Raw genomic sequence first — 22214 nt, 5'->3', positions numbered from 1 at the left:
GCCCTGCCCCCCGGTGCGCAGGAACTGGAAGCGCACCGCGTCGAAGCGGCCTTCGAGCGCTGGCTGGCGCGGGTGGCCCCCGCGCACGGCCTGCGCCCCGAGACGCTGCGCCTGGCCAGCGCCGACGCGAGCTTTCGCCGCTACTTCCGCCTCGACGTCGACGCCGCGCACGGCGGCGGCACGCGCATCGTCATGGACGCCCCGCCGGCGCACGAGGACAGCCGCCCGTTCGTGCGCGTCGCCGGCCTGATGCGCGAGGCCGGCGTGTGCGTGCCGCAGGTGTTGGACTGGGACGAGGCCGGCGGCTTTCTGCTGCTGACGGATCTGGGCACGCAGACGCTGCTGCAGGCGCTGGATCCGCAGCAGCCCGACGCCGCGCTGCCGTACTTCAAGGATGCGATTGCCGCGCTGGTGGCGTGGCAGCGCGCCAGCCGCCCCGGCGTGCTGCCGCCGTACGACGAGGCGCTGCTGCGGCGCGAGCTGGCGCTGTTTCCCGACTGGTACCTGGCGCGCCACAAGGGCATCACGCTGTCGGACGCGCAGCGCCGCACGCTCGAGGCGGCCTTCGACCTGATCGTGCAGCGCGTGCTGGCGCAGCCCACCGTGTGGGTGCACCGCGACTACATGCCGCGCAACCTGATGCTGCCCGCCGGCGGCTTCGACCCCGCGCGGCCCGAGGGGCGGCTGGGCGTGCTGGACTTTCAGGACGCCGTGCACGGCCCGCTGACGTACGACATCGCCAGCCTCATGCGCGACGCCTTCCTCAGCTGGGACGAGGAGGTGGTGCTCGACGTCACCATCCGCTACTGGGAGGCGGCGCGCCGGGCCAGCCTGTTGGACGCCGACGGCTGGGCGCAGGACTTCGGGGCGTTTTACCGTGCGGTGGAGTGGATGGGGCTGCAGCGCCACCTGAAGGTGGCCGGCATCTTCGCGCGGCTGACGCTGCGCGACGGCAAGCCGACGTACCTGGCCGATGCGCCGCGCTTCATCGCCTACATTCGCCACACCGCGGCGCGCTACCGCGAGCTCAAACCCCTGCTGCAGCTGATCGACGCGGTGGAGGGCATCGAGACCCCGGTGGCCTATGCTTTCGGCCGTCCGGGCATGAGCTGACGACCCCATGGCCGCCCCCCCGCGCATCCACCTGCCGCAGCCGCTCGAGGCCGGCCAGACGCTGGCGCTGCCGGCGGAGGCGGCCCGCCACGTGCAGGTGCTGCGGCTGCAGCCGGGCGACGCCCTGACGCTGTTCGGCGACCCGGCGCGCGGCGGCGAGTGGCGCGCGCGGGTGCACTCGATGGGCCGGCGCGACGTCACGGTGGCGGTGGAGGCGCATGCGGCCGTGGAGCGCGAGCCGGCGCGCGCGGTGCACCTGGCGGTGGGCATGCCCGCCAACGAGCGCATGGACTGGCTGGTCGAGAAGGCCACCGAACTCGGCGTGGCCAGCGTCCAGCCGCTGCTGACCGCCCGCACGGTGCTGCGGCTGGATGGCGAGCGCGCGGCGCGCAAGGTGGCGCACTGGCAGGCGGTGGCCGTGGCCGCCTGCGAGCAGTGCGGCGGCAACCGCGTGCCGCAGGTGCGCCCGGTGCGGCCGCTGGCGGACTGGCTGGCCGATCCGGCGCGCGCGACGCTGGGCGCGGGCGTCTGGCTGTCGCTGGCCACTGGCAGCGTGCCGCTGCCGGCTTGGGGCGCGGCGCACGGCGGCCCATGCCACGTCGTGCTGGGGCCGGAAGGGGGGCTCGCCGACGCGGAGGAGGCGGCGCTGGCGCAGGCGGGCCTTCAGCCGCTGTCGCTGGGCGCGCGCACCCTGCGCAGCGAGACGGCGGCGCTGGCGGCGCTCGCTTGCTTGACGCTGGGCCAGCCTCAGCCGGGCGCGGCCCAGACGGACGCATCGGTGTAGATCGCCTCCAGCGGCAGGCGCCGGCCGGCGGCGTGGTCCTCGATGCAGCGCAGCACCAGCGGGCTGCGGTGGCGCGCGCGGCTGGCGCGCACCTCCTCCAGCGTCAGCCACAGCGTGCGCACGATGCCCTCATCCAGCGCGCGGCCCGGCTCGGCCTCGCCCAGCGTGCCGGTGAAGGCCAGCCGCAGGTAGGTGATGTCCTCGCCCGTGGCCGGGCGCTGGAAGCGCGACAGGTACACCCCCAGCAGCGCCGTCGGCGTGAAGCGGTACGCGGTCTCCTCCAGCACCTCGCGCGCGCAGGCCTGCACCGGCCCCTCGCCCGGGTCCAGGTGGCCGGCCGGGTTGTTCAGGCGCAGCCCCTCGGGCGTGTGCTCCTCCACCAGCAAGTAGCGGCCGTCGCGCTCGATGATGGCCGCTACGGTGACACTCGGCTTCCAGCGTATGCTCATGGCACCATTATGTGGCGGCGGGGAGACCATCAGGGTAAACCCACCCATGCCCAGACGATGCGAGGGGCAGAATATGAGTCATCACATATATGCGGGGTGAGGGTAAACCCCGTTCGACAAGTGTCGGCGCGGCGATGGCGACCGGTGGCAAAACCCGGTACCCTGCCGGCGGTGGGCTGGCCCCGGCCGGCCCCAGAATGACGATGAGCCGGGTACCGCAGGCGGTGCCCCAACGAGTGAGGAGAACACCATGCGCATAGGCGTGCCTGCCGAGACGGCAGCACTGGAGACCCGGGTGGCCGTCACCCCGGAGACCGCCAAGAAGCTCGTGGCCCAGGGCCACACGGTGCTGGTGCAGGCCGGCGCCGGCGTGGCCTCCAGCGCCCCGGACCAGGCCTACCGCGCCGCCGGCGCCGAGATCGTCGACGCCGCAACGGCGCTGGGCGCCGACCTGGTGCTGAAGGTGCGCGGCCCCTCCGCCGACGAGCTGGCGCAGATGAAAGCCGGCTCGACGCTGGTCGGCATGCTCAACCCGTTCGATGCCGAGGGCCTGCAGCGCCTGGCCGCCGCCGGCCTGACGGCGTTCGCGCTGGAGGCCGCGCCGCGCACCACGCGCGCGCAGAGCATGGACGTGCTGTCCAGCCAGGCCAACATCGCCGGCTACAAGGCCGTGATGCTGGCGGCCAACCACTACCAGCGCCTGTTTCCGATGCTGATGACGGCGGCCGGCACCATTAAGGCCGCGCGCGTCGTCGTGCTGGGGGTGGGCGTGGCGGGCTTGCAGGCGATTGCCACCGCCAAGCGGCTGGGCGCGGTGATCGAGGCCTCCGACGTGCGCCCGGCGGTCAAGGAGCAGGTCGAGTCGCTCGGCGCCAAGTTCATCGACGTGCCGTACGAGACCGACGAGGAGCGCGAGTGTGCGCAGGGCGTGGGCGGCTACGCGCGCCCGATGCCGCAGAGCTGGCTGGACCGCCAGAAGGCCGAGGTGGCCAAGCGCGTCGCGCAGGCCGACGTGGTCATCTCCACCGCGCTGATCCCGGGCCGCCCGGCGCCGACCCTCGTCACCGAGGACATGGTACGCAGCATGAAGCCCGGCTCGGTGATCGTCGATATTGCGGCCGGCCGCGGCCCCGTCGGCCCGCACGGCCAGCCGGGCGGCAACTGCCCGCTGACGGTGCCGGACCAGATCGTCACCGCGCACGGCGTGACCATCGTCGGCCACACCAACCTGCCGGCGATGGTGGCGGCCGACGCCTCGGCGCTGTACGCGCGCAACGTGCTGGACTTCCTGAAGCTGGTCTTGCCCAAGGACGCCACCGCCGTGCAGGTGCCCCTGGACGACGACATCGTCGCCGCCTGCCTGATGGCGCAGGGCGGCGAGGTCAAGCGCCGCGCCTGAGCGTCCCGTTTCCGATCCCTCCGCGAGGTTCCCCCATGGAAGCCGTCTCCCCCCTGCTCGTCAACCTCATCATCTTCGTGCTCGCCATCTACGTGGGCTACCACGTCGTGTGGAACGTCACGCCTGCGCTGCACACGCCGCTCATGGCGGTGACCAACGCCATTTCGGCCATCGTCATCGTCGGCGCCATGCTCGCCGCCGCGCTGACCGAAACCGGCCTGGCCAAGACCATGGGCGTGCTGGCCGTCGCGCTGGCCGCCGTCAATGTGTTCGGCGGCTTTCTGGTGACGCGCCGCATGCTCGAAATGTTCAAGAAAAAGGAGCGCAAGGCCCCGGCGGCTGCGGGCTCCACCGGTGAAGGAGCCGCCCAATGAGCATGAACGTCGTCGTCCTGCTGTATCTGGTGGCCAGCGTCTGCTTCATCCAGGCGCTCAAGGGCCTGAGCCATCCCACCACCTCCATCCGGGGCAACGTCTTCGGCATGGTGGGCATGGGCATTGCCATCGTCACCACCGTGGGCCTGATCACCACCCTGGCCGACCGCATGGCGCTCGACGAGGTCAGCGGCCTGGGCTGGGTCGCGCTCGGTCTGGTGGCCGGCGGCACCATCGGCGCGATCATGGCCAAGCGTGTGGAGATGACCAAGATGCCCGAGCTGGTCGCCTTCATGCACAGCATGATCGGTCTGGCCGCGGTGTGCATCGCCATCGCCGTGGTCACCGAGCCCTGGGCCTTCGACCTGGCGCCCAAGGGCGGGCAGATTCCGTTTGGCAACAAGATCGAGCTGTTCCTCGGCTCGGCCATCGGTGCCATCACCTTCAGCGGCTCGGTCATCGCCTTCGGCAAGCTGTCGGGCAAGTACAAGTTCCGCCTGTTCCAGGGCGCGCCCGTCGTGTTTGCCGGCCAGCACTGGCTCAACCTGGCGCTGGGCGTGGCCGTGATCGCCTTGGGGCTGACGTTTGCCGCCACGGGCGACTGGGCGGCCTTTTATGCGCTGACGGCGCTGAGCTTCGTGCTCGGTGTGCTCATCATCATCCCCATCGGCGGGGCCGACATGCCGGTGGTGGTGTCCATGCTCAACAGCTATTCCGGCTGGGCGGCGGCGGGCATCGGGTTTTCGCTGAACAACCCGATGCTCATCATCGCCGGCTCGCTGGTCGGCTCCTCCGGCGCGATCCTGAGCTACATCATGTGCAAGGCGATGAACCGCTCGTTCATCAACGTCATCCTGGGCGGCTTTGGCGGCGACGCTGGCGGCGGTGCCCAGGCGGCGCAGCAGCAGCGCAGTGTCAAGAGTGGCAGCGCCGACGATGCCGCCTTCATCCTCAGCAACGCCGAAACCGTGATCATCGTGCCGGGCTATGGCCTGGCCGTGGCGCGCGCCCAGCATGCCGTCAAGGAGCTGGCCGAGAAGCTCACCCACAAGGGGGTGACGGTCAAGTACGCCATCCATCCGGTGGCGGGCCGCATGCCCGGCCACATGAACGTGCTGCTGGCCGAGGCCGAGGTGCCCTACGACCAGGTGTTCGAGATGGAGGACATCAACGGCGAGTTCGGCCAGGCGGACGTGGCGATCATCCTGGGCGCCAATGACGTGGTCAACCCCGCCGCGCTGCAAAAGGGCAGCCCCATCTACGGCATGCCCATCCTGGAGGCCTACAAGGCCCGCACCGTCATCGTCAACAAGCGCAGCATGGCCGCGGGCTACGCCGGCCTGGACAACGAGCTGTTCTACATGGACAAGACGATGATGGTGTTCGGCGACGCCAAGAAGGTGGTGGAGGACATGGTGAAGGCCATCGAGTGAGCGGATAAAACAATTAGAATACGCGCGGCAGTCGGGGAGGGGTTCAAATGCCGCTGGTTCAGGTGCAGGCCGCACAGCAAGCAACAGAAATAATAAGCGTGCCGTTGGGAGCCGCGCAAAGCGGCTTGTCTGCAGAAAAGGAAGAGCGCTATCGGGACCTGATCGCGTTCAATCTGGATGCGTTTTTCCCCAAGCGCGGCTTCAAGCTGTTGGCGACCGAGTTCAACGGATGGGAAGATAGTAAGCGACGCATCGATATTTTGGCGTGCGATGAGACCGGTGGATTGGTCGTCATCGAGCTCAAACGCGATCAAGCGGATGCGCACGCCGAATTGCAGGCGCTGCGTTATGCGGCCTTGCTTTCGGTGCTGCCCAGTCGTGTGATTGAAGAGCAGTCGCTTCAATTCCAAATCAAGAAAGGCGGGAAGCCAACAGGATGGGGCGCCGCGCAATGGCGCTCAGAGCTCGCTGAGCATCTGGGGTATGCAGGCGCTGCAATGTCCGACAGCCCGCTGTCGTTCGACAGCGAGCGTTTGACGGTCATTTTGATATCTGACAGCATCAACGGCGAGCTGTTGACAACGGTCAACTGGCTGTCCCGCTACGTTACCCCTGCGCAGCCCCAAGGCGAAGGGGTCACGATCGAATGTCATCAGTTGTCCCGGTACAGCATTGCGGGGCAGGAAGTCTTGCACCTGGATAAAATTTTTCCATTGCCGCTGGAAGAAGATTTCCTGGTGCGGGCGCGTCAAAAACAAGTCGAATCGGAAGAAATAAAAACAAAACGCCCCAAAACGCAAATATTGCTGCAGCAGGCGGGAATGCTCAAACCCGGCGCGCGGCTCGTGCTGGAAGCGCACGGTGATTTGCAAGGAGCTCCGCCACAGGATCGCATCATCGTTTACGACGGGGTGCAAGGTTATTGCTGGCTCAAAACAGGCGAATATTTTCCGTCGCTGAACCAGCTTTATAAAAAAGTAACAGGACTGCCCCAGAGTGTGCAGGCGCCCTTGTACGTGCGATTTGAGGGCACCCCCAAACAGTCGCTGGCCGAAATTGCCGATGCATTGTGGGCGCAGCAGCAAGCCGCTTCTGCTGCTCCAGCGTACTGACCGATGAGCCCTCGGTATCGAGTCGTCTTGTTGCGTTACCACGACAGATCATGCCTCCCGTCGCGCATCCCCAACCGGGGCCCAAAGGTGAAACCGTATGGATCGAGCGCCCGCACAAGGCCCGATTGCGAGGATGGACGGACCCCGAGGCTGCATTGACCATCACGCCCGGGGACGCACTGCCCGTGGCCGAGCTCAACGGGGTGCGCCTGCAAAGCTGGCAGGGTCCCCGAGACCCCGAGGCGTGGCAGACCGTCTCCGGGCAGCGGCACATCGGCGAGCCGGAGTTGGCCACGGCACAGCCCGGCCGCAAGCTCGCGTCGGGCCTGGTGATGCGGGAGCCCGATGGGCGCGTGTGGCTGGTCTCTCCCACCAACGCCTATGGCGGCTACCACACGACGTTTCCGAAGGGCCGCCTCGATGCCGGGTTGTCGGCGCAGGCCAACGCCATTCGCGAGGCGTGGGAGGAGTCCGGGCTCAAGGCACGCATCGTCGCGTGGTTGGGCGATGTGGATCGCACCACCACGCGCACGCGCTACTACTTGGCGCAGCGCGAGGCGGGCACTCCGTCGGACATGGGCTGGGAGAGCCAGGCCGTGCATCTGGTACCGCTGGCGCAGGCACGCGCATTTTTGGCGTCGCCATACGACCGAGCGGTGCTCGACCTGTTGGAGCGATTTTTGTCGCAACAGGAAGCCGAGTTCCGTCATGACTACGACGAGCGCACCGAGTCGAGTGACGTGGAGCATCAAAATCGCTCCCGGCGCGCCCGTCGACTCCCCCGCCGAATTACGCTGTCTGATCGCTACGAGGGCTGTTTGCTCGGCGGCGCGGTGGGCGACGCCCTCGGGGCGCCGGTAGAGTTCATGACGCGCGCCGAGATCGAGCGGCGCTTTGGGCCGCGGGGGCTGACGGACTATGCCCCGGCCTACGGTGGCATCGGCCGCATCACCGACGACACGCAGATGACGCTGTTCACGGCCGAGGGACTGCTGCGCACCTGGGTGCGGGGGCGGATGCGCGGCTTGGCCAGTCATCAGGACGTGGTCCGCTATGCCTACCTGCGTTGGCTGCACACCCAGGGGGAAACCGCGGCAGACGGGATAGAGTGGGCGCTCGAATACCCGGGGTGGCTGTACCCGCACCCGGCGCTGCACGTGCGCCGTGCGCCCGGTATCACCTGCTTGAACGCGCTGCGTCGCGACGAAGGCGCCCGCAACGACAGCAAGGGATGCGGCGGTGTCATGCGCGTCGCCCCGGTTGGCCTGTACACGGCGCGCGCCCCCCATGCCAGCGTGGCGTCGTCGTTCGAGCTCGCCTGCGAGCTGGCGGGCCTGACGCACGGTCATCCGACAGGGCAGTTGGCGGCTGGGGCCTTTGCGGCGCTGGTGCACGTCATCGCGTGCGGCGGCTCGCTCGACGAGGCGCTGGACGAGGTGTTCGGGCTGCTGCCGCGTTACCCCCGGCACGAGGAAACGCTGACCGCGCTGCAGCACGCGCGGCAGCTGGCCCACTCGGGCGAAACGCCCGGGCGGGCGATCCCGAGGCTCGGACAGGGTTGGGTGGCAGAAGAGGCCCTGGCCATCGCCGTCTATTGCGCGCTGCAAGCCCACAACTTCACAACTTCGAAGAAGGTGTTCTACTGGCCATCCATCACGATGGCGACTCGGACTCCACCGGCGCCATGGCGGGTAACCTGCTGGGGACGATGGGGGGCGTGCAAGCCATCCCCGAGCGGTGGTTGGCGCGGCTGGAGTTGCGCGATGTGATCACCGAGCTGGCGCAGGATTTGTACGATTACCCCGACTGGCCGATCGGGGAGTACGTGCCTGAAACCCCTCAAAGTCGGCTCATTTTTGCCAAATATCCCGGGTGCTGACCGATGTGGATCTGCCTCAACGACGCCTTCCTGTCCATCGTCGCCAAGGATTGCCCGCCTGACCACCTGCTGGTGCGCGCGCGGCGCAAGGGGGACATCGAGCGCGTGTTGCCCGGGGTGACGGTGACCGAGTCACGCCACACCGACTACCGCTGGCGCGCCGCCGTGCCGCGCCAGCGCGTGGTCGATGCGATCGCCCAGCGGCTGCTGGCCATCGACTACGGCAACTTCAAAAACAGTGTCACCGACCGGGCTCTGCATGACGCGTATGCGCGCGTGTGGGGCGCAATGTATACGCTGCAGCGCGGGTAACGTTGGCCCCGATGCGCGGTACCTGTCGCGACACTGCCATATCGAGCGAACGGTCGTTCGGAAAAACCCCTAGCGCCGGCGCTGGCGCAAGGCGTTTCGGGAATAATGTCGGCACCGTCAGCCTGCTGTCAGGCAGACCGGGCGATCCAAGACCCAGACAGGAGACTGCATGAGCACCCTCACCGCCGCCGACAAGCCGTGGCTGAAGCACTATCCCGCGGGCGTCCCCGCCGAGATCGATCCGAGCCGCTACCGCTCGCTGGTTGCCCTGATGGAGGAGAGCTTCGGCAAGTACGCCGACCGGCCCGCTTACAGCTTTCTGGGCAAGGAGTGGACCTACCGCGAGGTGGACGAGGCGTCGCGCGCGGTGGCCGGCTATCTGCAAAGCCTGGGCCTGCAGCGCGGTGACCGCGTGGCGGTGATGATGCCCAACGTGCCGCAGTACCCGATCGCGGTCGCGGCCATCCTGCGCGCGGGCTATGTGTTGGTCAATGTCAACCCGCTCTACACCGCGCGCGAGCTGGAGCACCAGCTCAAGGACAGCGGGGCGAAGGCGATTTTCATCATCGAAAACTTTGCCCACACCCTGCAGCAGTGCCAGGCGGCCACGCCGGTCCAGCACGTGGTGCTGTGCGCCATGGGCGATTTGCTCGGGGCCAAGGGCCTGATCGTCAACCTGGTGGTGCGCCACGTCAAAAAACTGGTGCCGCCGTTCCAACTGCCGGGGGCCGTGCGCTTCAACGATGCGCTGGCGCGCGGCCGCCGGGCGGGTTTTCGGCCGGTGGAGATCGGCCCCGACGACGTGGCCGTGCTGCAGTACACCGGCGGCACCACGGGAGTCAGCAAAGGCGCGGTGCTGCTGCACCGCAACATCCTGGCCAACGTGTTGCAGTCCGAGGCCTGGAACGACCCGGTCATGAAAAAAATCCCCCCGGGCGAGCAGCCCACGGCGGTCTGCGCGCTGCCGCTCTATCACATCTTTGCCTTCACGGTGAACATGATGTTGAGCATGCGCACCGGGGGCAAGACGATCCTCATCCCCAACCCGCGCGACCTGCCCGCGGTGCTCAAGGAGCTGTCGCGCCACACCTTCCACAGCTTTCCGGCGGTCAACACGCTGTTCAATGCGCTGGTGCACCACCCGCAGTTCGACACCGTCAACTGGCGCAACCTGAAGGTGTCGGTCGGCGGGGGCATGGCGGTGCAGGCGGCGGTGGCCAAGAAGTGGCTGGAGCGCACGGGCTGCCCGATCTGCGAGGGCTACGGCCTGTCCGAAACCAGCCCGTCGGCGAGCTGCAACCCGGTCACCACCACCGAGTTCACGGGCACCATCGGCCTGCCGCTGCCCAGCACCGAGATGAAGTGCATCGACGATGCCGGCAACGAGGTGCCGCAGGGCACGCCCGGCGAGATCGCCATCCGCGGCCCGCAGGTCATGGCCGGCTACTGGCAGCGCCCGGACGAAACCGCCAAGGTCATGACGGCCGACGGGTGGTTCCGTACCGGTGACATCGGCGTCATGGACGAGCGCGGCTACTTCAAGATCGTGGACCGCAAGAAGGACATGATTCTGGTGTCCGGCTTCAACGTCTACCCCAACGAGGTGGAGGACGTGGTCGCGCAGTGCGACGGCGTGCTGGAGTGCGCGGCGGTGGGCATTCCCGACGAACACTCGGGCGAGGCGGTCAAGCTGGTCGTCGTCAAGAAGGACCCGGCGCTGACCGAGGCGCACATCCGCGAATTCTGCGAAGCGCGGCTGACCGGCTACAAGCGGCCGAAGGTAATCGAGTTTCGCACCGAGCTGCCCAAGACGCCCGTGGGCAAAATTTTGCGGCGAGAATTGCGGGACAAGAAGTAACCTTTCCCGGAGAGCCCGCCATGGCCCGCGTCGCCGTCATCAGTGCCGTTCACGAAGAATTGGCCGAGATCCTGCAGCTCATGCCCGACGAGCGCAAGGTCAGCGTCGCGGGGCGCGAGTTCTGGCAGGGCCATCTGCAGGGCCACGAGGTCGTGGCGGTGCTGTGCGGCATCGGCAAGGTGGCGGCGGCCACCACCGCCACCTTGCTGCACGAGCGGTTTGCGCCCCAGCACATCCTGTTCACGGGGGTGGCCGGGGGGCTGGCCTTCGGCGCCGAGGTCGGCGACGTCGTCGTGGGCACGCGCTATCTGCAGCACGACCTGAGCGCCGCGCCGCTGTTTCCGCGCTGGGAGGTGCCCGGCACCGGCAAGATGCATTTCGACGCCGACCTGGTACTGGCCCAGGTGCTGGAGGAGGCCGCACGCGACGCGGTCACTTGGCTGCCCAAGCTCGTCAGCGAGGAGACACTGCGCGTCCTGGGGCTGCACCGGCCCACGGTGCACCGCGGGCTGATCGTCAGTGGCGACCGCTTCATCACCAGCGCGGCCGAGTCGCAGGCCCTGCGCGAGGCGCTGCCCGAGGCCCTGGCGGTGGACATGGAAAGCGCCGCCGTGGCCCAGGTCTGCTGGGACTACGGCACGCCGTTTGCCGCGGTGCGCACGTTGTCCGACCGCGCCGACGACGAGGCGCACGTGGACTTTCAGGCCTTCATGCGCGACGTGGCGCGCCACTACAGTGCGCGCATCGTGCGCAAGGCGCTCAATCTGCTCTGAACCGGGGTGTACGGTGTGACGTGGGCTTGCTAAGCTTGCGCCGATGCGAGCGACCACGACGATCGCCACCAAGCTGGTGTACGCCGGCTTGTGGTTGCTGCTGGCCGTGACCGCTTCGATCGGGGTCACGCTGTGGGTGACGTGGCAGCTCGAAGGCGGGGCAGCCGCCGTCAACGAGGCCGGTCGCCTGCGCATGCAGGTCTGGCGCCTGGATGCGGCGCGCACGCTGTCCGTGCCGGCCGAGCGCCGCGAGGCGCTGGTGCAGGAGCTGGTGGGCAGCCTGGAGCGTTTGCGTGCGGGGGATCCAAAGCGCCCGCTCTTCGTCCCCTGGACGCCACTGATTCGGGAGCGCTTCGATGCCGTCGAGGCCACCTGGAACCGGCAGCGTCATTTGTGGGATCCGCAAGCGCCGCCTGATCCCACCAACGCCGGCGTCGCGTTTGCCATCGCCGAAATGCTCGTTGCGCAGGTGGACGAACTGGTGCTGGCCATCGAGTCGGAGTTGTCCCGGTTGACCCGCATCCTGAATCTGCTGCAGTTCGCCATGATCGCCTTTGCCGTGGCCGGTGCCGTGTTCATGTTGTATACAGGGCAGCGCTATGTGATGCAGCCGCTGACCCGGCTGGCACGGGCCATGACGGACCTGCAGCGCGGCATCTTCGCCACGCGCGTCGCAGCGTCCAGCGGGGACGAGTTTGGCCAGCTGGCCAGCGGCTTTAACCAGATGGCGGCGACATTGCAGGACCTGTATGGCCAGCTCGAGGCCAAAGTGGCCGAAAAGACGCGGGATCTGGAGGCCAAGCGGGCCAATCTGCAGGCCTTATATGACATGAGCCTGTTCCTGAGCGACACGGATTCGCTGCAGACGCTCTCCGACGGATTTGTGCAGCGGCTGCGCCAACGCGTCGGCGCGGATGCCGTGATTCTGCGCTGGGCCGATCCCGCGTTGCACGGGTATATGCTCCTGGCCGAGCATCAGATGCCGCGCGAGATCGTCGCGGCCGAGCAGGTGCTGCCCTGTGGCCAGTGCGAGTGTGGCCGTGCGCACCTGGAGCAACGCACCCGTGTGATCCCGATCGAGCGCGGCGACGCCTCGGATGCCGTGCACTGCGCCAGCCTGGGGTTTCGCACCATGGTCAGCGTGCCGGTGCGCCTGCAGCACCGCGTGCTGGGCGAGATCAATTTGTTCTACCGGCACGCGCTCGCCCTGCACGAGGGCGAGCGCGAACTGCTCGATGCCCTGGCGGGACAATTGGCCAATGCCGTCGAGGGGCTGCGCGTGCATGCGCTCGAGCGTGAGGCGGCCGTGGCGCAGGAGCGCAACTTTCTGGCACGGGAGCTGCACGACTCGATCGCCCAGTCGCTGGCGTTCCTGAAGATCCAGGTTCAACTGCTGCAGGGCGCTTTGCGACGTGGAGATTCCGCAGCGGCAGAGGGCCATGTGGCCGAGTTGCAAACCGGGCTGGAGGAAAGCCTGGTCGATGTGCGCGAGCTGCTGATGCACTTTCGCACCCGCACGCACGACGGCGACATCGTGACTGCCCTGCACGAGACCGTGACCAAGTTTCGGCACCAAACCGGCCTGACCGCGCATGTAGAGGTGCATGGCGGAGCCGTGGACCTGCCGCCCGATGTGCAATTGCAGGTGCTGCATGTGGTGCAAGAGGCGCTGTCCAACGTGCGCAAGCACGCCCGAGCCCATTCGGTCGTCGTGCATGTGCATAAGGGGGCGCCGTGGCGCTTCGTCGTGCGCGATGACGGTGTGGGGTTCGACCCCGTGCGTCACACACAGGAAACCCACATCGGACTGCGTATCATGCAAGAGCGCGCTGCCGCCATCGGCGCCCGGCTCACGGTGCATTCGGCGCCGGGTCAGGGAACCGCGGTGGAGCTGAGCGTACCGGTGGATGCTGCAGTGCAGGAGCGGTCCCCGACCCCGGTCGACCCGCAACCCCCCCGCGCGCCCGATACCGTCCCTTGCGTTCCATGAGACCGATCCGTTTGTTGCTGGTGGATGACCACCCCCTGTTCCGCCGGGGGTTGCGTGCGCTGCTCGGCCAGGCACCGCACCTGCAAGTCTGCGGCGAGGCGGGGGACGTGGGCGAGGCCTTGCGCCACTTGCGCGAGGCCGACGCCGACGTCATTCTGCTCGACAACCATTTGCCCGGTGTGCGCGGGGTCGAGGCCATCGGGACTTTGCGCGAGGCGGCGCCGAGTGCCAGCATTCTCATGCTCACGGTCAGCGAGGATGCCGAGGACCTGGCCGCTGCACTGCGTGCCGGGGCGGATGGCTACTTGCTCAAGACCACCGAACTCGACCAGCTCTGCGACGCCGTGGAGCGTGTCGTGGCGGGCGACTCCGTCATCAGCCCGCCGATGCTCAACAAGCTGGTGACGCTGATGCGCCAACCCGAGCGCGCGACGGCGCAGCCGTCGTGCGGCGATGACGCACGGATCGTGGCGTCGGGGGAGTCTGTGGCGGGGGATACGCCATCACCGCCCCCCGTCCCGGCCCCCGCCCCGCCGTCCGCGCTGGAGGCACTTTCCGAGCGCGAGCGTGAGATCCTTGCGCTGATCGCCCGCGGGCAGAGCAACAAGATGATCGCGCGCGCACTCGACATCGCCGAGACCACGGTCAAAATCCATGTGCAGCACATTCTGCGCAAGCTGCACGTCACCTCGCGTGTGCAGGCCGCGGTGGTCGCGGTCAACCACGGGTTGGGTTGACACGGGGTGAGGGCGGCCCGCCCGTTACGGTGGCGTCCAGGTGGGCAGCGCGTACGCGACGATGCCGTAATGCCGGCCGTAGCGGCCCAGCACGGCGTCCAGCACGCTGCGCGCCGTGGATTCGTCGCACAGCACCTCGAAGCGCACATTGTTGGACAACAGCAGCCGATCGTCGCGCAGGCCCCGGTTGCCGCGTCCGCGCACTTCGCTGACCGTGTAGCCTTTTGCCCCGGCCGCCAGGATGTCGTCGCACAGGACGGATTCCAGCTCCGCCTCGGCGATCACCACCACGACGACACCGTGGTGTGGCGAGGGAACGCAGCCCGCGGTGTTCATGCCATCGTCCGGTAGAAGGTTTGGGTCATGGCCAAGTAGAGCGGCACGCCTGCCACCACGTTGAACGGAAAGGTCACCCCCAGCGACGCGCCCATCGACAGTGCCGGGTTGGCTTCCGGGATGGCGATGCGCATGGCGGCCGGCGCGGCGATGTACGAGGCACTGGCGTACAGCACCGCGAGCAGGTGGGTGTTGCCCACTGGAAGGCCCAGCAGCCAGCCCACCAGCACGCCCCCCGCGGCGGATACGATGGGCATCAGGATACCAAAGCCGACCAGAAAAAGGCCCACCCGTCGCAGGTCGGCCAGGCGGGCCGCCGTCGTCACGCCCATGCCCAACAGAAATAGCGCGAGGAAGCCTTTGAACAGCCCCTCGAAGAACGGCACCAGGGCCGCGCCCCCGTCACGGCCCCAGATCCAGCCGATCACCAGTGCCCCCAGCAACAGCACGATCGCCTTGCCGGTCAGTACCTCGTGGGCTAGGCGCCGCCAGTTGGCATCGGCCTTCAGGCCCTTGGCCAGCAACACCCCGACGATCAGGGCCGGGAACTCCAGAAATACCAGGAACACCGACATGTAGCCGTCATAGCCCAAGCCCTGACGGCCCAGGTACGACGCACCGACCGCAAACGTGACCACCGACACCGAGCCGTAGTGCGCCGAGATCGAGGCCGCGTCGGCATGGGGCAGCCGACCCAGGCGCAGCAACACCTGGTAGGCCACCATAGGGGTGACGGCGCTCGCGGCGACGATGACCAGCGTGGGCACGATCAACGCGCCCACGTCGCTGCTGGCCAGCTCGAAGCCGCCCTTGAGGCCGATGGCGATCAGCAGGTAGATCGTGAGCGTGTCGTACAACCCGCCGGAGAGCTTCAGATCCGAGCGCAGCAGGCCCGCGATCAGGCCCAGCACGAAGAAACCCACCACCGGGTCCACGACCGCCATGGTTCAGGCACTCCGGGTGTCGGGGTTGTGCTTCAGGACATCGTGCCGCCGCACCTCGGTCAGGTACATCCAGATCAGCGAAACCCAGACCACGCCATACATCAGCATGAAGGCACTGGAGCGGATGCCCGTCACATCGAGCAGCGCGCCGAACAGGATCGGCAGAATGAAGCCACCCATGCCGCCGGCCAGCCCGACGATGCCGGAGATGGTGCCGATGTTCTTGGGATATTCATCCGAGATGTACTTGAACACGCTGGCCTTGCCAAATGCCCAGGCGATGCCCAGCACGAACATCAGCGCGGTGAAGGCGTAGACGTTGAGCCCGATGTGGAAGGTCTTCGGACCCTCCACTGTCTGGATGGTGAAATCGGTCTGCGGGTAGCTGAGCAGGAACAGACAGATCCAGCTCACCCACATGACCCACCACGTTACGGTGTGGGCGCCGTACTTGTCGGACAGCCAGCCGCCGATGGCGCGCAGCACGCCGCCCGGCAGCGAGAAGCACGCCGCCAACAGCGCGGCGACACGGATGTCCAGTCCGTATTCACCGACGTAGTACTGCACCATCCACAGCGACAGTGCCACGTAGCCACCGAACACGATGCTGTAGTACTGACAGTACTTGAGCACGGTCGGGTCTTTCAGGGCCTTGAGCTGATCGACGAAGCGTGTGTGGCTCGGGACCAGGTGGGATGCATCGTGGTGGCTGAACAGCCAGAACAGGATGACCGTACCCAGCATGACGGCGGCGTACACCTGCGGCACCATGGTCCAACCGAAGGCCACCACCAGGGCCGGGGCAACGAATTTGTTGACCGCCGCCCCGGAGTTGCCGGCACCGAAGATGCCCATGGCCATGCCTTGACGCTGCTTGGGGAACCAGCGCGCGACGTAAGGGGTGCCCACCGAGAACGACCCGCCCGCAAGACCGACGAACAGGCCAATCACCAGAAAGTGCCAGAACTCGGTCGCATAAGCCATGAGCCAGATGGCCGGCACCGTCACCGCCATCAACAGGGTGAAGACGATGCGCCCGCCGTATTTGTCGGTCCAGATGCCCAGCGGCACCCGCACCAGCGAGCCAGTGAGCACCGGCGTTGCGGTGAGCAGCCCGAACTGGGTGGCGTTGAGTCCGAGCTCTTTTTTCAGCGGAATTCCGATGACGCCAAACATCATCCAGACCATGAAGCACACCGTAAAGGCCAGCGTGCTGACGATGAGCACCGACCAGGCCTGGCGGCTGTGGGGGGTGGGTGAGGGGGTCATGACAAGCATCCTCCATACCGTGTAGGGATGGCAGGCACTGTAGGCAGCCGATGGCGGGCTGCCTATCCGCCGGACGGGGAGGCACGGACGGTCATCCGGAGGACGGGCCTGGCCATCGCCATCGTCCGAACGGAGGATGCGCGGCGGATGGGCATCGCCCATCGGAAGCGGGGGCGGGTGCCGATCGGTGGATAGGCAGGGCTGGCCGACGCAGGCACAGTGGGCGATGTCCTGATACGACCCGAGAAGGAATGTCCATGACCACGACGACCGGTCCCACCACCCGGGATGGCACTTGGCTGGAGCGCTGGGAGCCCGAGAACGACGCGTTCTGGCGCAACGGCGGCTCCGGCCTGGCCTGGCGCACACTGACCGTTACCACCCTGTGCTTGACCATGGCCTTCATGGCCTGGTTTCTGGTGTCGGCACTGGTGGTGCGCCTGCCGCAGATCGGCTTTCAGTTCACCGCCACCCAGTTGTTCTGGCTGGCGGCCATGCCGGGTCTGGCCGGGGGCACCTTGCGCCTGGTGCACATGTTTTTGACGCCGATGGTGGGCACGCGCCACGTGGTGAGCCTGTCCACGCTGTCGCTGCTGATCCCGCTGGTGGGCTGGTTTTACGCCGTGCAAAACCCGGCCACGCCGTACTGGGTGCTGATGTCGCTGGCGTTTCTGGCCGGGCTGGGCGGGGGCAACTTCTCCAGTTTCATGCCCTCGACCAGTCTGTTTTTCCCCAAACGGCTGCAAGGTACGGCCCTGGCCATCCAGGCGGGCATCGGCAACTTCGGGGTGTCGATCGTGCAGTTTCTGACACCGTGGGTGATCAGCTTCTCGCTGTTGGGGGGCGCGGCCTGGATGGGGGGGAGCCAGACGCTGGTCAAGGGCGGGGTGACCAGCCAGGTCTGGTTGCAAAACGCGCCCGCCGTCATGATCCCCGTGGTCGCCGTCTTCGGTATCACGGCGTGGCTGCTGCTCAAGTCGGTGCCGGTCAAGGCCAACTTCGCCGAGCAATTCGACATCTTCCGCTCCCGCCACACCTGGTCCATGACGTCGCTCTACATCATGACGTTCGGCTGTTTTTCGGGGCTGTCGGCGACGTTTCCCCTGCTCATCAAGCAGATCTATGGTCAGTTTCCCGGGGCGCCCGATCCGCTCGCCTGGGCGTTCTGGGGGCCGCTGGTGGGTTCGGCCTCGCGCGTGGTGGCCGGGCCGCTGTCCGACAAGCTGGGCGGGGCGCGGGTGACGCACTGGGCCGGTCTGGGCATGCTGGGCGCGGCCCTGTGGGTGACCACCTTGACGCAGCCGACGGGGCTGGAGAGCTTCCCGATGTTCGTCGCCGGCATGTTGACCCTGTTCTTCTTTGCCGGGGTGGGCAACGCCTCGACCTTCAAGCAGATGCCGATGCTGTTTGCGCCCCGTCAGGCCGGTGGCGTGATCGGCTTCACCGCCGCCGTGGCGGCCTATGGGCCCTTCTTGTTCGGAATGCTGTTCGCTTGGGCCTTTGCCACTTACAAAGCCGCCACACCGGTGTTCTGGGGACTGGCGGCCTTCTTCGCCTTCAACGTCGCGCTCAACTGGTGGATGTATGCCCGCCGTGGCGCCGCCAACCCCTGCTGAGCCCAGGATAACCAGGAGCACACCGATGAGTCACTTTCTCGACCGCCTGACGCATTTTGCGCTGCCGACCCAGTCCTTCGCCGATGGGCATGGCGTGACCACCGCCGAGGATCGCACCTGGGAGGCCGCCTATCGCGACCGCTGGGCGCACGACAAGATCGTCCGCAGCACGCATGGGGTGAACTGCACCGGGTCGTGCTCGTGGAAGATCTATGTCAAAGGGGGCATCGTGACGTGGGAGACGCAGCAGACCGACTACCCCCGAACCCGGCCAGATCTGCCCAACCACGAGCCTCGCGGCTGTGCGCGTGGGGCCAGCTACAGCTGGTACCTGTACAGCGCCAACCGGGTCAAGTACCCCATGGTGCGCGGCGCGCTGCTCAAACACTGGCGCGCGGCGCTCACCGTGGCCAAAAGCCCCGTCGATGCCTGGGCCAGCGTGGTGCAGAACCCCGATGCCCGCCGCGAGTGGCAGAGCCAGCGCGGCTTGGGCGGCTTCGTGCGCAGCACCTGGGAGGAGGTCAACCAGCTCATCGCCGCGGCCAATGTCTACACCATCCAGCGCTACGGCCCGGACCGGGTGGTGGGTTTCTCGCCCATTCCGGCGATGTCGATGATCAGTTATGCCGCGGGTACGCGCTATCTGTCGCTCATCGGTGGCGTGTGCATGAGCTTTTACGACTGGTACTGCGACCTGCCGCCTGCCAGCCCGATGATCTGGGGCGAGCAGACCGATGTGCCCGAAAGTGCCGACTGGTACAACTCCACCTTCCTGATCGCCTGGGGCTCCAATGTGCCGCAGACGCGCACGCCGGACGCCCACTTCTTCACCGAGGTGCGCTACAAGGGCGCCAAGACGGTGGCGATCACGCCCGACTACGCCGAGATCTCCAAGCTTTGCGATTTGTGGCTGCATCCCAAGCAAGGCACGGACGCGGCGCTGGCGATGGCGATGGGCCACGTCATCCTGCGCGAATTCCACGTCGAGCGGCGCAGCACCTATTTCGACGACTATGTGCGCCGCTACACCGACCTGCCGCTGCTGGTGCTGCTGGAAGAGCACAGCCTGCCCGACGGACGCCGGGCCTTGGTGCCGGCGCGTTATTTGCGCGCCAGCGACTTCAACGGCAAGCTCGGCCAGGACAACAACCCCGAGTGGAAGACGGTCGCCTTCGACGAGGCGGACAAGGTCGTGCTGCCCAACGGATCGGTCGGCTTCCGGTGGGGGCCGGAGGGGCGCAGCGATCTGGGCAAGTGGAACCTGGAGAACAAGGAGGCCCTCCACGGCCGCGAGGTGCGCCTCAAGCTCAGCGTGATGGAGGGCCAGGGGGCGCAATACGACGTGGGGCAGGTGGCATTCCCGTACTTCGGCGGGGTGCACAACCCGCACTTTGCCGCCAATCCGCAGGACGGCGATGTGCTGCTGCGCACGGTGCCCTTGCGTCGCATCAAGCTCGGCAAGGCGGGCGAGGAGCGCCACGCCCTCGTCGCCACCGTGTTCGACCTGACGGCGGCGCATTACGGCGTGCCGCGCGGCCTGCCGGGCGACACGGGCGCCGCCTCGTACGACGACGACGCCCCCTACACCCCGGCGTGGCAGGAACGCATCACGGGTGTGCCGCGCGAGCAGGCCATTGCCGTGGCACGCCAGTTCGCCGACAACGCGGACAAAACGCACGGCAAGTCGATGGTGATCATCGGTGCGGCCATGAACCACTGGTACCACAGTGACATGAACTACCGCGGCATCATCAACATGCTGATGCTGTGCGGCTGCATCGGGCAAAGCGGGGGTGGCTGGGCGCATTATGTGGGGCAGGAGAAGCTGCGCCCGCAGTCGGGCTGGACGCCGCTGGCCTTCGCGCTGGACTGGGTGCGGCCACCGCGCCACCAGAACAGCACCAGCTTCTTTTATGTGCACACCGATCAGTGGCGCTACGAGCGCCTGGGGGTGGACGAGATTCTGTCGCCGCTGGCGGATCGCGAGCAGTGGAAGGGTTCGTTCATCGACTACAACGTGCGCTCGGCCCGCATGGGCTGGCTGCCTGCCAATCCGCAGCTGCAGACCAATCCGCTGCAGGTGGCCCGCGATGCGGCCGCGCAGGGAATGGATCCCAAGGACTACGTGGCGCAGGGGCTGCGCACCGGCAAGCTGCGCATGGCCTGGGAGGACCCGGATCACCCGGACAACTGGCCGCGCAACCTGTTCGTCTGGCGCTCCAACCTACTCGGCTCCAGTGGAAAGGGGCACGAGTACTTCTTGAAGCATCTGCTGGGCACCACGCATGGTGTGCAAGGGGGCGAGCTGTCGGATCCCGCTGCACGCCCGCGGGAGGTCGTCTGGCGTGACCAGGCCCCGGAGGGCAAGCTGGATCTGTTGGTGACGCTGGACTTTCGCATGAGTACGACTTGTCTGTACTCGGACATCGTGCTGCCGACGGCGAGCTGGTACGAGAAGAACGACCTCAACACCAGCGATATGCACCCCTTCATCCATCCGTTGTCGGCGGCGGTCGATCCCGTTTGGGAGAGCCGCAGCGACTGGGAGATCTTCAAGGGATTTGCCAAGGCATTCAGCGAGGCTTCCCAGGGACACCTGGGGGTGGAGAAGGAGGTCGTTTTGCTGCCCCTGCTGCACGACACACCGGCGGAGCTGGCGCAGCCTTTCGATGTGCGCGACTGGAAGCGTGGCGAATGCGAGCTGGTGCCGGGCAAGACGGCCCCCCAGATCCAAGTCGTCGAGCGCGATTACCCCAACACCTACGCGCGCTTCACGGCCTTGGGCCCGCTGATGGACAAACTGGGCAACGGCGGCAAAGGCATGGCGTGGCCGACGCAGGAGGAGGTGCGCCAGCTTGCCGAACTCAACGGTGCCGTACAGGCCGACGGCCCGACCCAGGGCCGCCCGCGCATCGACACCGATATCGACGCTTGCGAGGTGGTGCTGCAACTGGCGCCCGAAACCAACGGCCATGTGGCGGTGAAGGCGTGGGAGGCGCTGTCCAGGGTGACCGGGCGCGACCACACCCACCTGGCGCTGCATCGGGAGGACGAGAAGATTCGGTTCCGCGACATCCAGGCGCAACCGCGCAAGATCATCAGCTCGCCGATCTGGTCTGGACTGGAGAGCGAGAAGGTCTCGTACAACGCCGGCTACACCAATGTGCATGAGCTGATCCCATGGCGCACCCTCTCCGGTCGCCAGCAGTTCTACCTCGACCACCCCTGGATGACGGCGTTTGGCGAAAACTTCAGCAGCTACCGTCCGCCGGTGGACATGAAGGCGGTAGACGAGCTGATGGCGCGCAAATCCAACGGCCATCCGGAGATCTTGCTCAACTTCATCACGCCGCACCAAAAGTGGGGCATTCACAGCACCTACAGCGACAACCTGTTGATGCTCACCCTCAACCGCGGCGGGCCGGTCATCTGGTTGTCCGAGGACGATGCCCGCCGTGCGGGCATTGCCGACAACGATTGGGTGGAGCTGTTCAACGTCAACGGGGCCATCGCCGCGCGCGCCGTCGTCAGTCAGCGCGTCATGCCGGGCATGGTGATGATGTACCACGCGCAGGAAAAGATCATCAACACCCCGGGCTCCGAGATCACCGGCACCCGCGGTGGCATCCACAACTCGGTCACGCGCGTGGTGCTCAAGCCCACACACATGATCGGCGGCTACGCCCAGTTCAGCTACGGCTTCAACTACTACGGAACGATCGGCACCAACCGCGACGAGTTCGTCATCGTGCGCAAGATGCGCCGCATCGACTGGCTCGACGGTGAGCGTCGCGACGCCGTGCAGGCCTGAAGCGCCATTCCCGCGCAACGAACCC

At 67.1% G+C, this 22214-nt stretch carries 18 protein-coding genes and 1 pseudogene; 15 read left to right on the top strand and 4 right to left on the bottom strand.

Features of this window, described 5'->3' with window-relative positions:
• Nucleotides 1-3: 3 nt before the first annotated feature.
• Together Tfont_RS08140 and Tfont_RS08135 are read left to right on the top strand one after the other, a co-directional pair.
• On the top strand, nucleotides 4-1113 hold the full coding sequence (locus Tfont_RS08140) for an aminoglycoside phosphotransferase family protein (RefSeq protein WP_143969061.1): 1110 nt from the start codon (nucleotides 4-6) through the stop codon (nucleotides 1111-1113).
• A gap of 7 nt (nucleotides 1114-1120) precedes the next feature.
• Nucleotides 1121-1897 carry a 16S rRNA (uracil(1498)-N(3))-methyltransferase gene (locus tag Tfont_RS08135; RefSeq protein ID WP_068607901.1) on the top strand — a complete coding sequence of 259 codons (777 nt, stop codon included), beginning with the start codon at nucleotides 1121-1123 and terminating at the stop codon, nucleotides 1895-1897.
• Here Tfont_RS08135 and Tfont_RS08130 read toward each other — a convergent pair.
• Nucleotides 1861-2346, bottom strand: a complete 486-nt coding sequence (locus Tfont_RS08130) for an NUDIX hydrolase (protein ID WP_143969056.1) — start codon at nucleotides 2344-2346, stop codon at nucleotides 1861-1863. The genes Tfont_RS08135 and Tfont_RS08130 overlap by 37 nt on opposite strands.
• A 250-nt stretch (nucleotides 2347-2596) precedes the next feature.
• Here Tfont_RS08130 and Tfont_RS08125 point away from each other — a divergent pair, with 250 nt between their 5' ends.
• From Tfont_RS08125 to Tfont_RS08075, 11 genes and pseudogenes are all read left to right on the top strand, one after another.
• A complete protein-coding gene (locus tag Tfont_RS08125; RefSeq protein WP_143969055.1) occupies nucleotides 2597-3745 on the top strand; it encodes a Re/Si-specific NAD(P)(+) transhydrogenase subunit alpha in 1149 nt (382 codons plus the stop codon).
• A gap of 35 nt (nucleotides 3746-3780) precedes the next feature.
• Entirely contained in the window at nucleotides 3781-4119 is a 339-nt protein-coding gene (locus Tfont_RS08120) for an NAD(P) transhydrogenase subunit alpha (protein ID WP_068607892.1), read from the top strand.
• The gene (locus Tfont_RS08115; protein ID WP_068607888.1) at nucleotides 4116-5552 is read left to right on the top strand and encodes an NAD(P)(+) transhydrogenase (Re/Si-specific) subunit beta; all 1437 of its coding nucleotides are present in this window, start codon (nucleotides 4116-4118) and stop codon (nucleotides 5550-5552) included. The genes Tfont_RS08120 and Tfont_RS08115 overlap by 4 nt, the downstream gene beginning before the upstream one ends.
• A gap of 47 nt (nucleotides 5553-5599) precedes the next feature.
• Entirely contained in the window at nucleotides 5600-6664 is a 1065-nt protein-coding gene (locus tag Tfont_RS08110; RefSeq protein WP_143969054.1) for an endonuclease NucS domain-containing protein, read from the top strand.
• Between the two features lie 50 nt (nucleotides 6665-6714).
• Nucleotides 6715-8226: pseudogene (locus tag Tfont_RS14730) on the top strand (ADP-ribosylglycohydrolase family protein); the annotation flags it as partial.
• The gene (locus tag Tfont_RS15030) at nucleotides 8223-8543 is read left to right on the top strand and encodes an ADP-ribosylglycohydrolase family protein (protein WP_390612398.1); all 321 of its coding nucleotides are present in this window, start codon (nucleotides 8223-8225) and stop codon (nucleotides 8541-8543) included. The pseudogene Tfont_RS14730 and the gene Tfont_RS15030, both read left to right, overlap by 4 nt.
• Nucleotides 8544-8546: 3 nt before the next feature.
• Nucleotides 8547-8855 (top strand): hypothetical protein, encoded by a 309-nt coding sequence (locus Tfont_RS08095; protein WP_143969053.1) that lies wholly within the window; start codon nucleotides 8547-8549, stop codon nucleotides 8853-8855.
• A gap of 169 nt (nucleotides 8856-9024) precedes the next feature.
• Nucleotides 9025-10713 (top strand): long-chain-fatty-acid--CoA ligase, encoded by a 1689-nt coding sequence (locus Tfont_RS08090; RefSeq protein ID WP_143969052.1) that lies wholly within the window; start codon nucleotides 9025-9027, stop codon nucleotides 10711-10713.
• Between the two features lie 20 nt (nucleotides 10714-10733).
• Nucleotides 10734-11486: a 5'-methylthioadenosine/adenosylhomocysteine nucleosidase gene (locus tag Tfont_RS08085; RefSeq protein WP_143969051.1), complete on the top strand. Its 753-nt coding sequence runs from the start codon at nucleotides 10734-10736 to the stop codon at nucleotides 11484-11486.
• 43 nt (nucleotides 11487-11529) lie between these two features.
• Nucleotides 11530-13476: a type IV pili methyl-accepting chemotaxis transducer N-terminal domain-containing protein gene (locus Tfont_RS08080; RefSeq protein WP_143969050.1), complete on the top strand. Its 1947-nt coding sequence runs from the start codon at nucleotides 11530-11532 to the stop codon at nucleotides 13474-13476.
• Nucleotides 13473-14213: a response regulator gene (locus tag Tfont_RS08075; RefSeq protein WP_143969049.1), complete on the top strand. Its 741-nt coding sequence runs from the start codon at nucleotides 13473-13475 to the stop codon at nucleotides 14211-14213. The genes Tfont_RS08080 and Tfont_RS08075 overlap by 4 nt, the downstream gene beginning before the upstream one ends.
• Before the next feature lie 24 nt (nucleotides 14214-14237).
• On the opposite strand, the gene Tfont_RS08070 is transcribed toward Tfont_RS08075, so the two are convergent.
• The 3 genes from Tfont_RS08070 to Tfont_RS08060 are packed head-to-tail and all read right to left on the bottom strand — an operon-like array spanning nucleotide 14238 to nucleotide 16762.
• Entirely contained in the window at nucleotides 14238-14549 is a 312-nt protein-coding gene (locus tag Tfont_RS08070) for a P-II family nitrogen regulator (RefSeq protein ID WP_143969048.1), read from the bottom strand.
• Entirely contained in the window at nucleotides 14546-15493 is a 948-nt protein-coding gene (locus Tfont_RS08065; RefSeq protein WP_143969047.1) for a sodium-dependent bicarbonate transport family permease, read from the bottom strand. Before Tfont_RS08065 ends, Tfont_RS08070 begins: the two co-directional genes overlap by 4 nt.
• Before the next feature lie 3 nt (nucleotides 15494-15496).
• A complete protein-coding gene (locus tag Tfont_RS08060) occupies nucleotides 15497-16762 on the bottom strand; it encodes an MFS transporter (protein ID WP_231960213.1) in 1266 nt (421 codons plus the stop codon).
• Between the two features lie 257 nt (nucleotides 16763-17019).
• Between Tfont_RS08060 and Tfont_RS08055 the strand changes: the two genes are divergently transcribed.
• Both Tfont_RS08055 and Tfont_RS08050 read left to right on the top strand, forming a co-directional pair.
• The gene (locus tag Tfont_RS08055; RefSeq protein WP_185974501.1) at nucleotides 17020-18378 is read left to right on the top strand and encodes an MFS transporter; all 1359 of its coding nucleotides are present in this window, start codon (nucleotides 17020-17022) and stop codon (nucleotides 18376-18378) included.
• 25 nt (nucleotides 18379-18403) lie between these two features.
• Complete coding sequence (locus Tfont_RS08050) at nucleotides 18404-22189, top strand: nitrate reductase subunit alpha (RefSeq protein ID WP_143969045.1); 3786 nt, start codon at nucleotides 18404-18406, stop codon at nucleotides 22187-22189.
• Nucleotides 22190-22214: the final 25 nt, after the last annotated feature.

Source organism: Tepidimonas fonticaldi, from assembly GCF_007556755.1.
Lineage (GTDB): Bacteria > Pseudomonadota > Gammaproteobacteria > Burkholderiales > Burkholderiaceae_C > Tepidimonas > Tepidimonas fonticaldi.
Note: the sequence above shows the minus strand (reverse complement) of the source record. Positions and strands in the feature narration are given on the sequence as shown.

Excerpts from the sequence above, each read along its gene's own strand:
- Tfont_RS08110 (WP_143969054.1), top strand. The coding sequence starts at position 5,600 with ATGCCGCTGGTTCAGGTGCAGGCCGCACAGCAAGCAACAGAAATAATA.
- Tfont_RS08065 (WP_143969047.1), bottom strand. The coding sequence starts at position 15,493 with ATGGCGGTCGTGGACCCGGTGGTGGGTTTCTTCGTGCTGGGCCTGATC.
- Tfont_RS08055 (WP_185974501.1), top strand. The coding sequence starts at position 17,020 with ATGACCACGACGACCGGTCCCACCACCCGGGATGGCACTTGGCTGGAG.
- Tfont_RS08130 (WP_143969056.1), bottom strand. The coding sequence starts at position 2,346 with ATGAGCATACGCTGGAAGCCGAGTGTCACCGTAGCGGCCATCATCGAG.
- Tfont_RS08050 (WP_143969045.1), top strand. The coding sequence starts at position 18,404 with ATGAGTCACTTTCTCGACCGCCTGACGCATTTTGCGCTGCCGACCCAG.
- Tfont_RS08075 (WP_143969049.1), top strand. The coding sequence starts at position 13,473 with ATGAGACCGATCCGTTTGTTGCTGGTGGATGACCACCCCCTGTTCCGC.
- Tfont_RS08090 (WP_143969052.1), top strand. The coding sequence starts at position 9,025 with ATGAGCACCCTCACCGCCGCCGACAAGCCGTGGCTGAAGCACTATCCC.
- Tfont_RS08120 (WP_068607892.1), top strand. The coding sequence starts at position 3,781 with ATGGAAGCCGTCTCCCCCCTGCTCGTCAACCTCATCATCTTCGTGCTC.
- Tfont_RS08070 (WP_143969048.1), bottom strand. The coding sequence starts at position 14,549 with ATGAACACCGCGGGCTGCGTTCCCTCGCCACACCACGGTGTCGTCGTG.
- Tfont_RS08060 (WP_231960213.1), bottom strand. The coding sequence starts at position 16,762 with ATGACCCCCTCACCCACCCCCCACAGCCGCCAGGCCTGGTCGGTGCTC.
- Tfont_RS08135 (WP_068607901.1), top strand. The coding sequence starts at position 1,121 with ATGGCCGCCCCCCCGCGCATCCACCTGCCGCAGCCGCTCGAGGCCGGC.
- Tfont_RS08085 (WP_143969051.1), top strand. The coding sequence starts at position 10,734 with ATGGCCCGCGTCGCCGTCATCAGTGCCGTTCACGAAGAATTGGCCGAG.
- Tfont_RS08125 (WP_143969055.1), top strand. The coding sequence starts at position 2,597 with ATGCGCATAGGCGTGCCTGCCGAGACGGCAGCACTGGAGACCCGGGTG.
- Tfont_RS08095 (WP_143969053.1), top strand. The coding sequence starts at position 8,547 with ATGTGGATCTGCCTCAACGACGCCTTCCTGTCCATCGTCGCCAAGGAT.
- Tfont_RS08115 (WP_068607888.1), top strand. The coding sequence starts at position 4,116 with ATGAGCATGAACGTCGTCGTCCTGCTGTATCTGGTGGCCAGCGTCTGC.
- Tfont_RS08080 (WP_143969050.1), top strand. The coding sequence starts at position 11,530 with ATGCGAGCGACCACGACGATCGCCACCAAGCTGGTGTACGCCGGCTTG.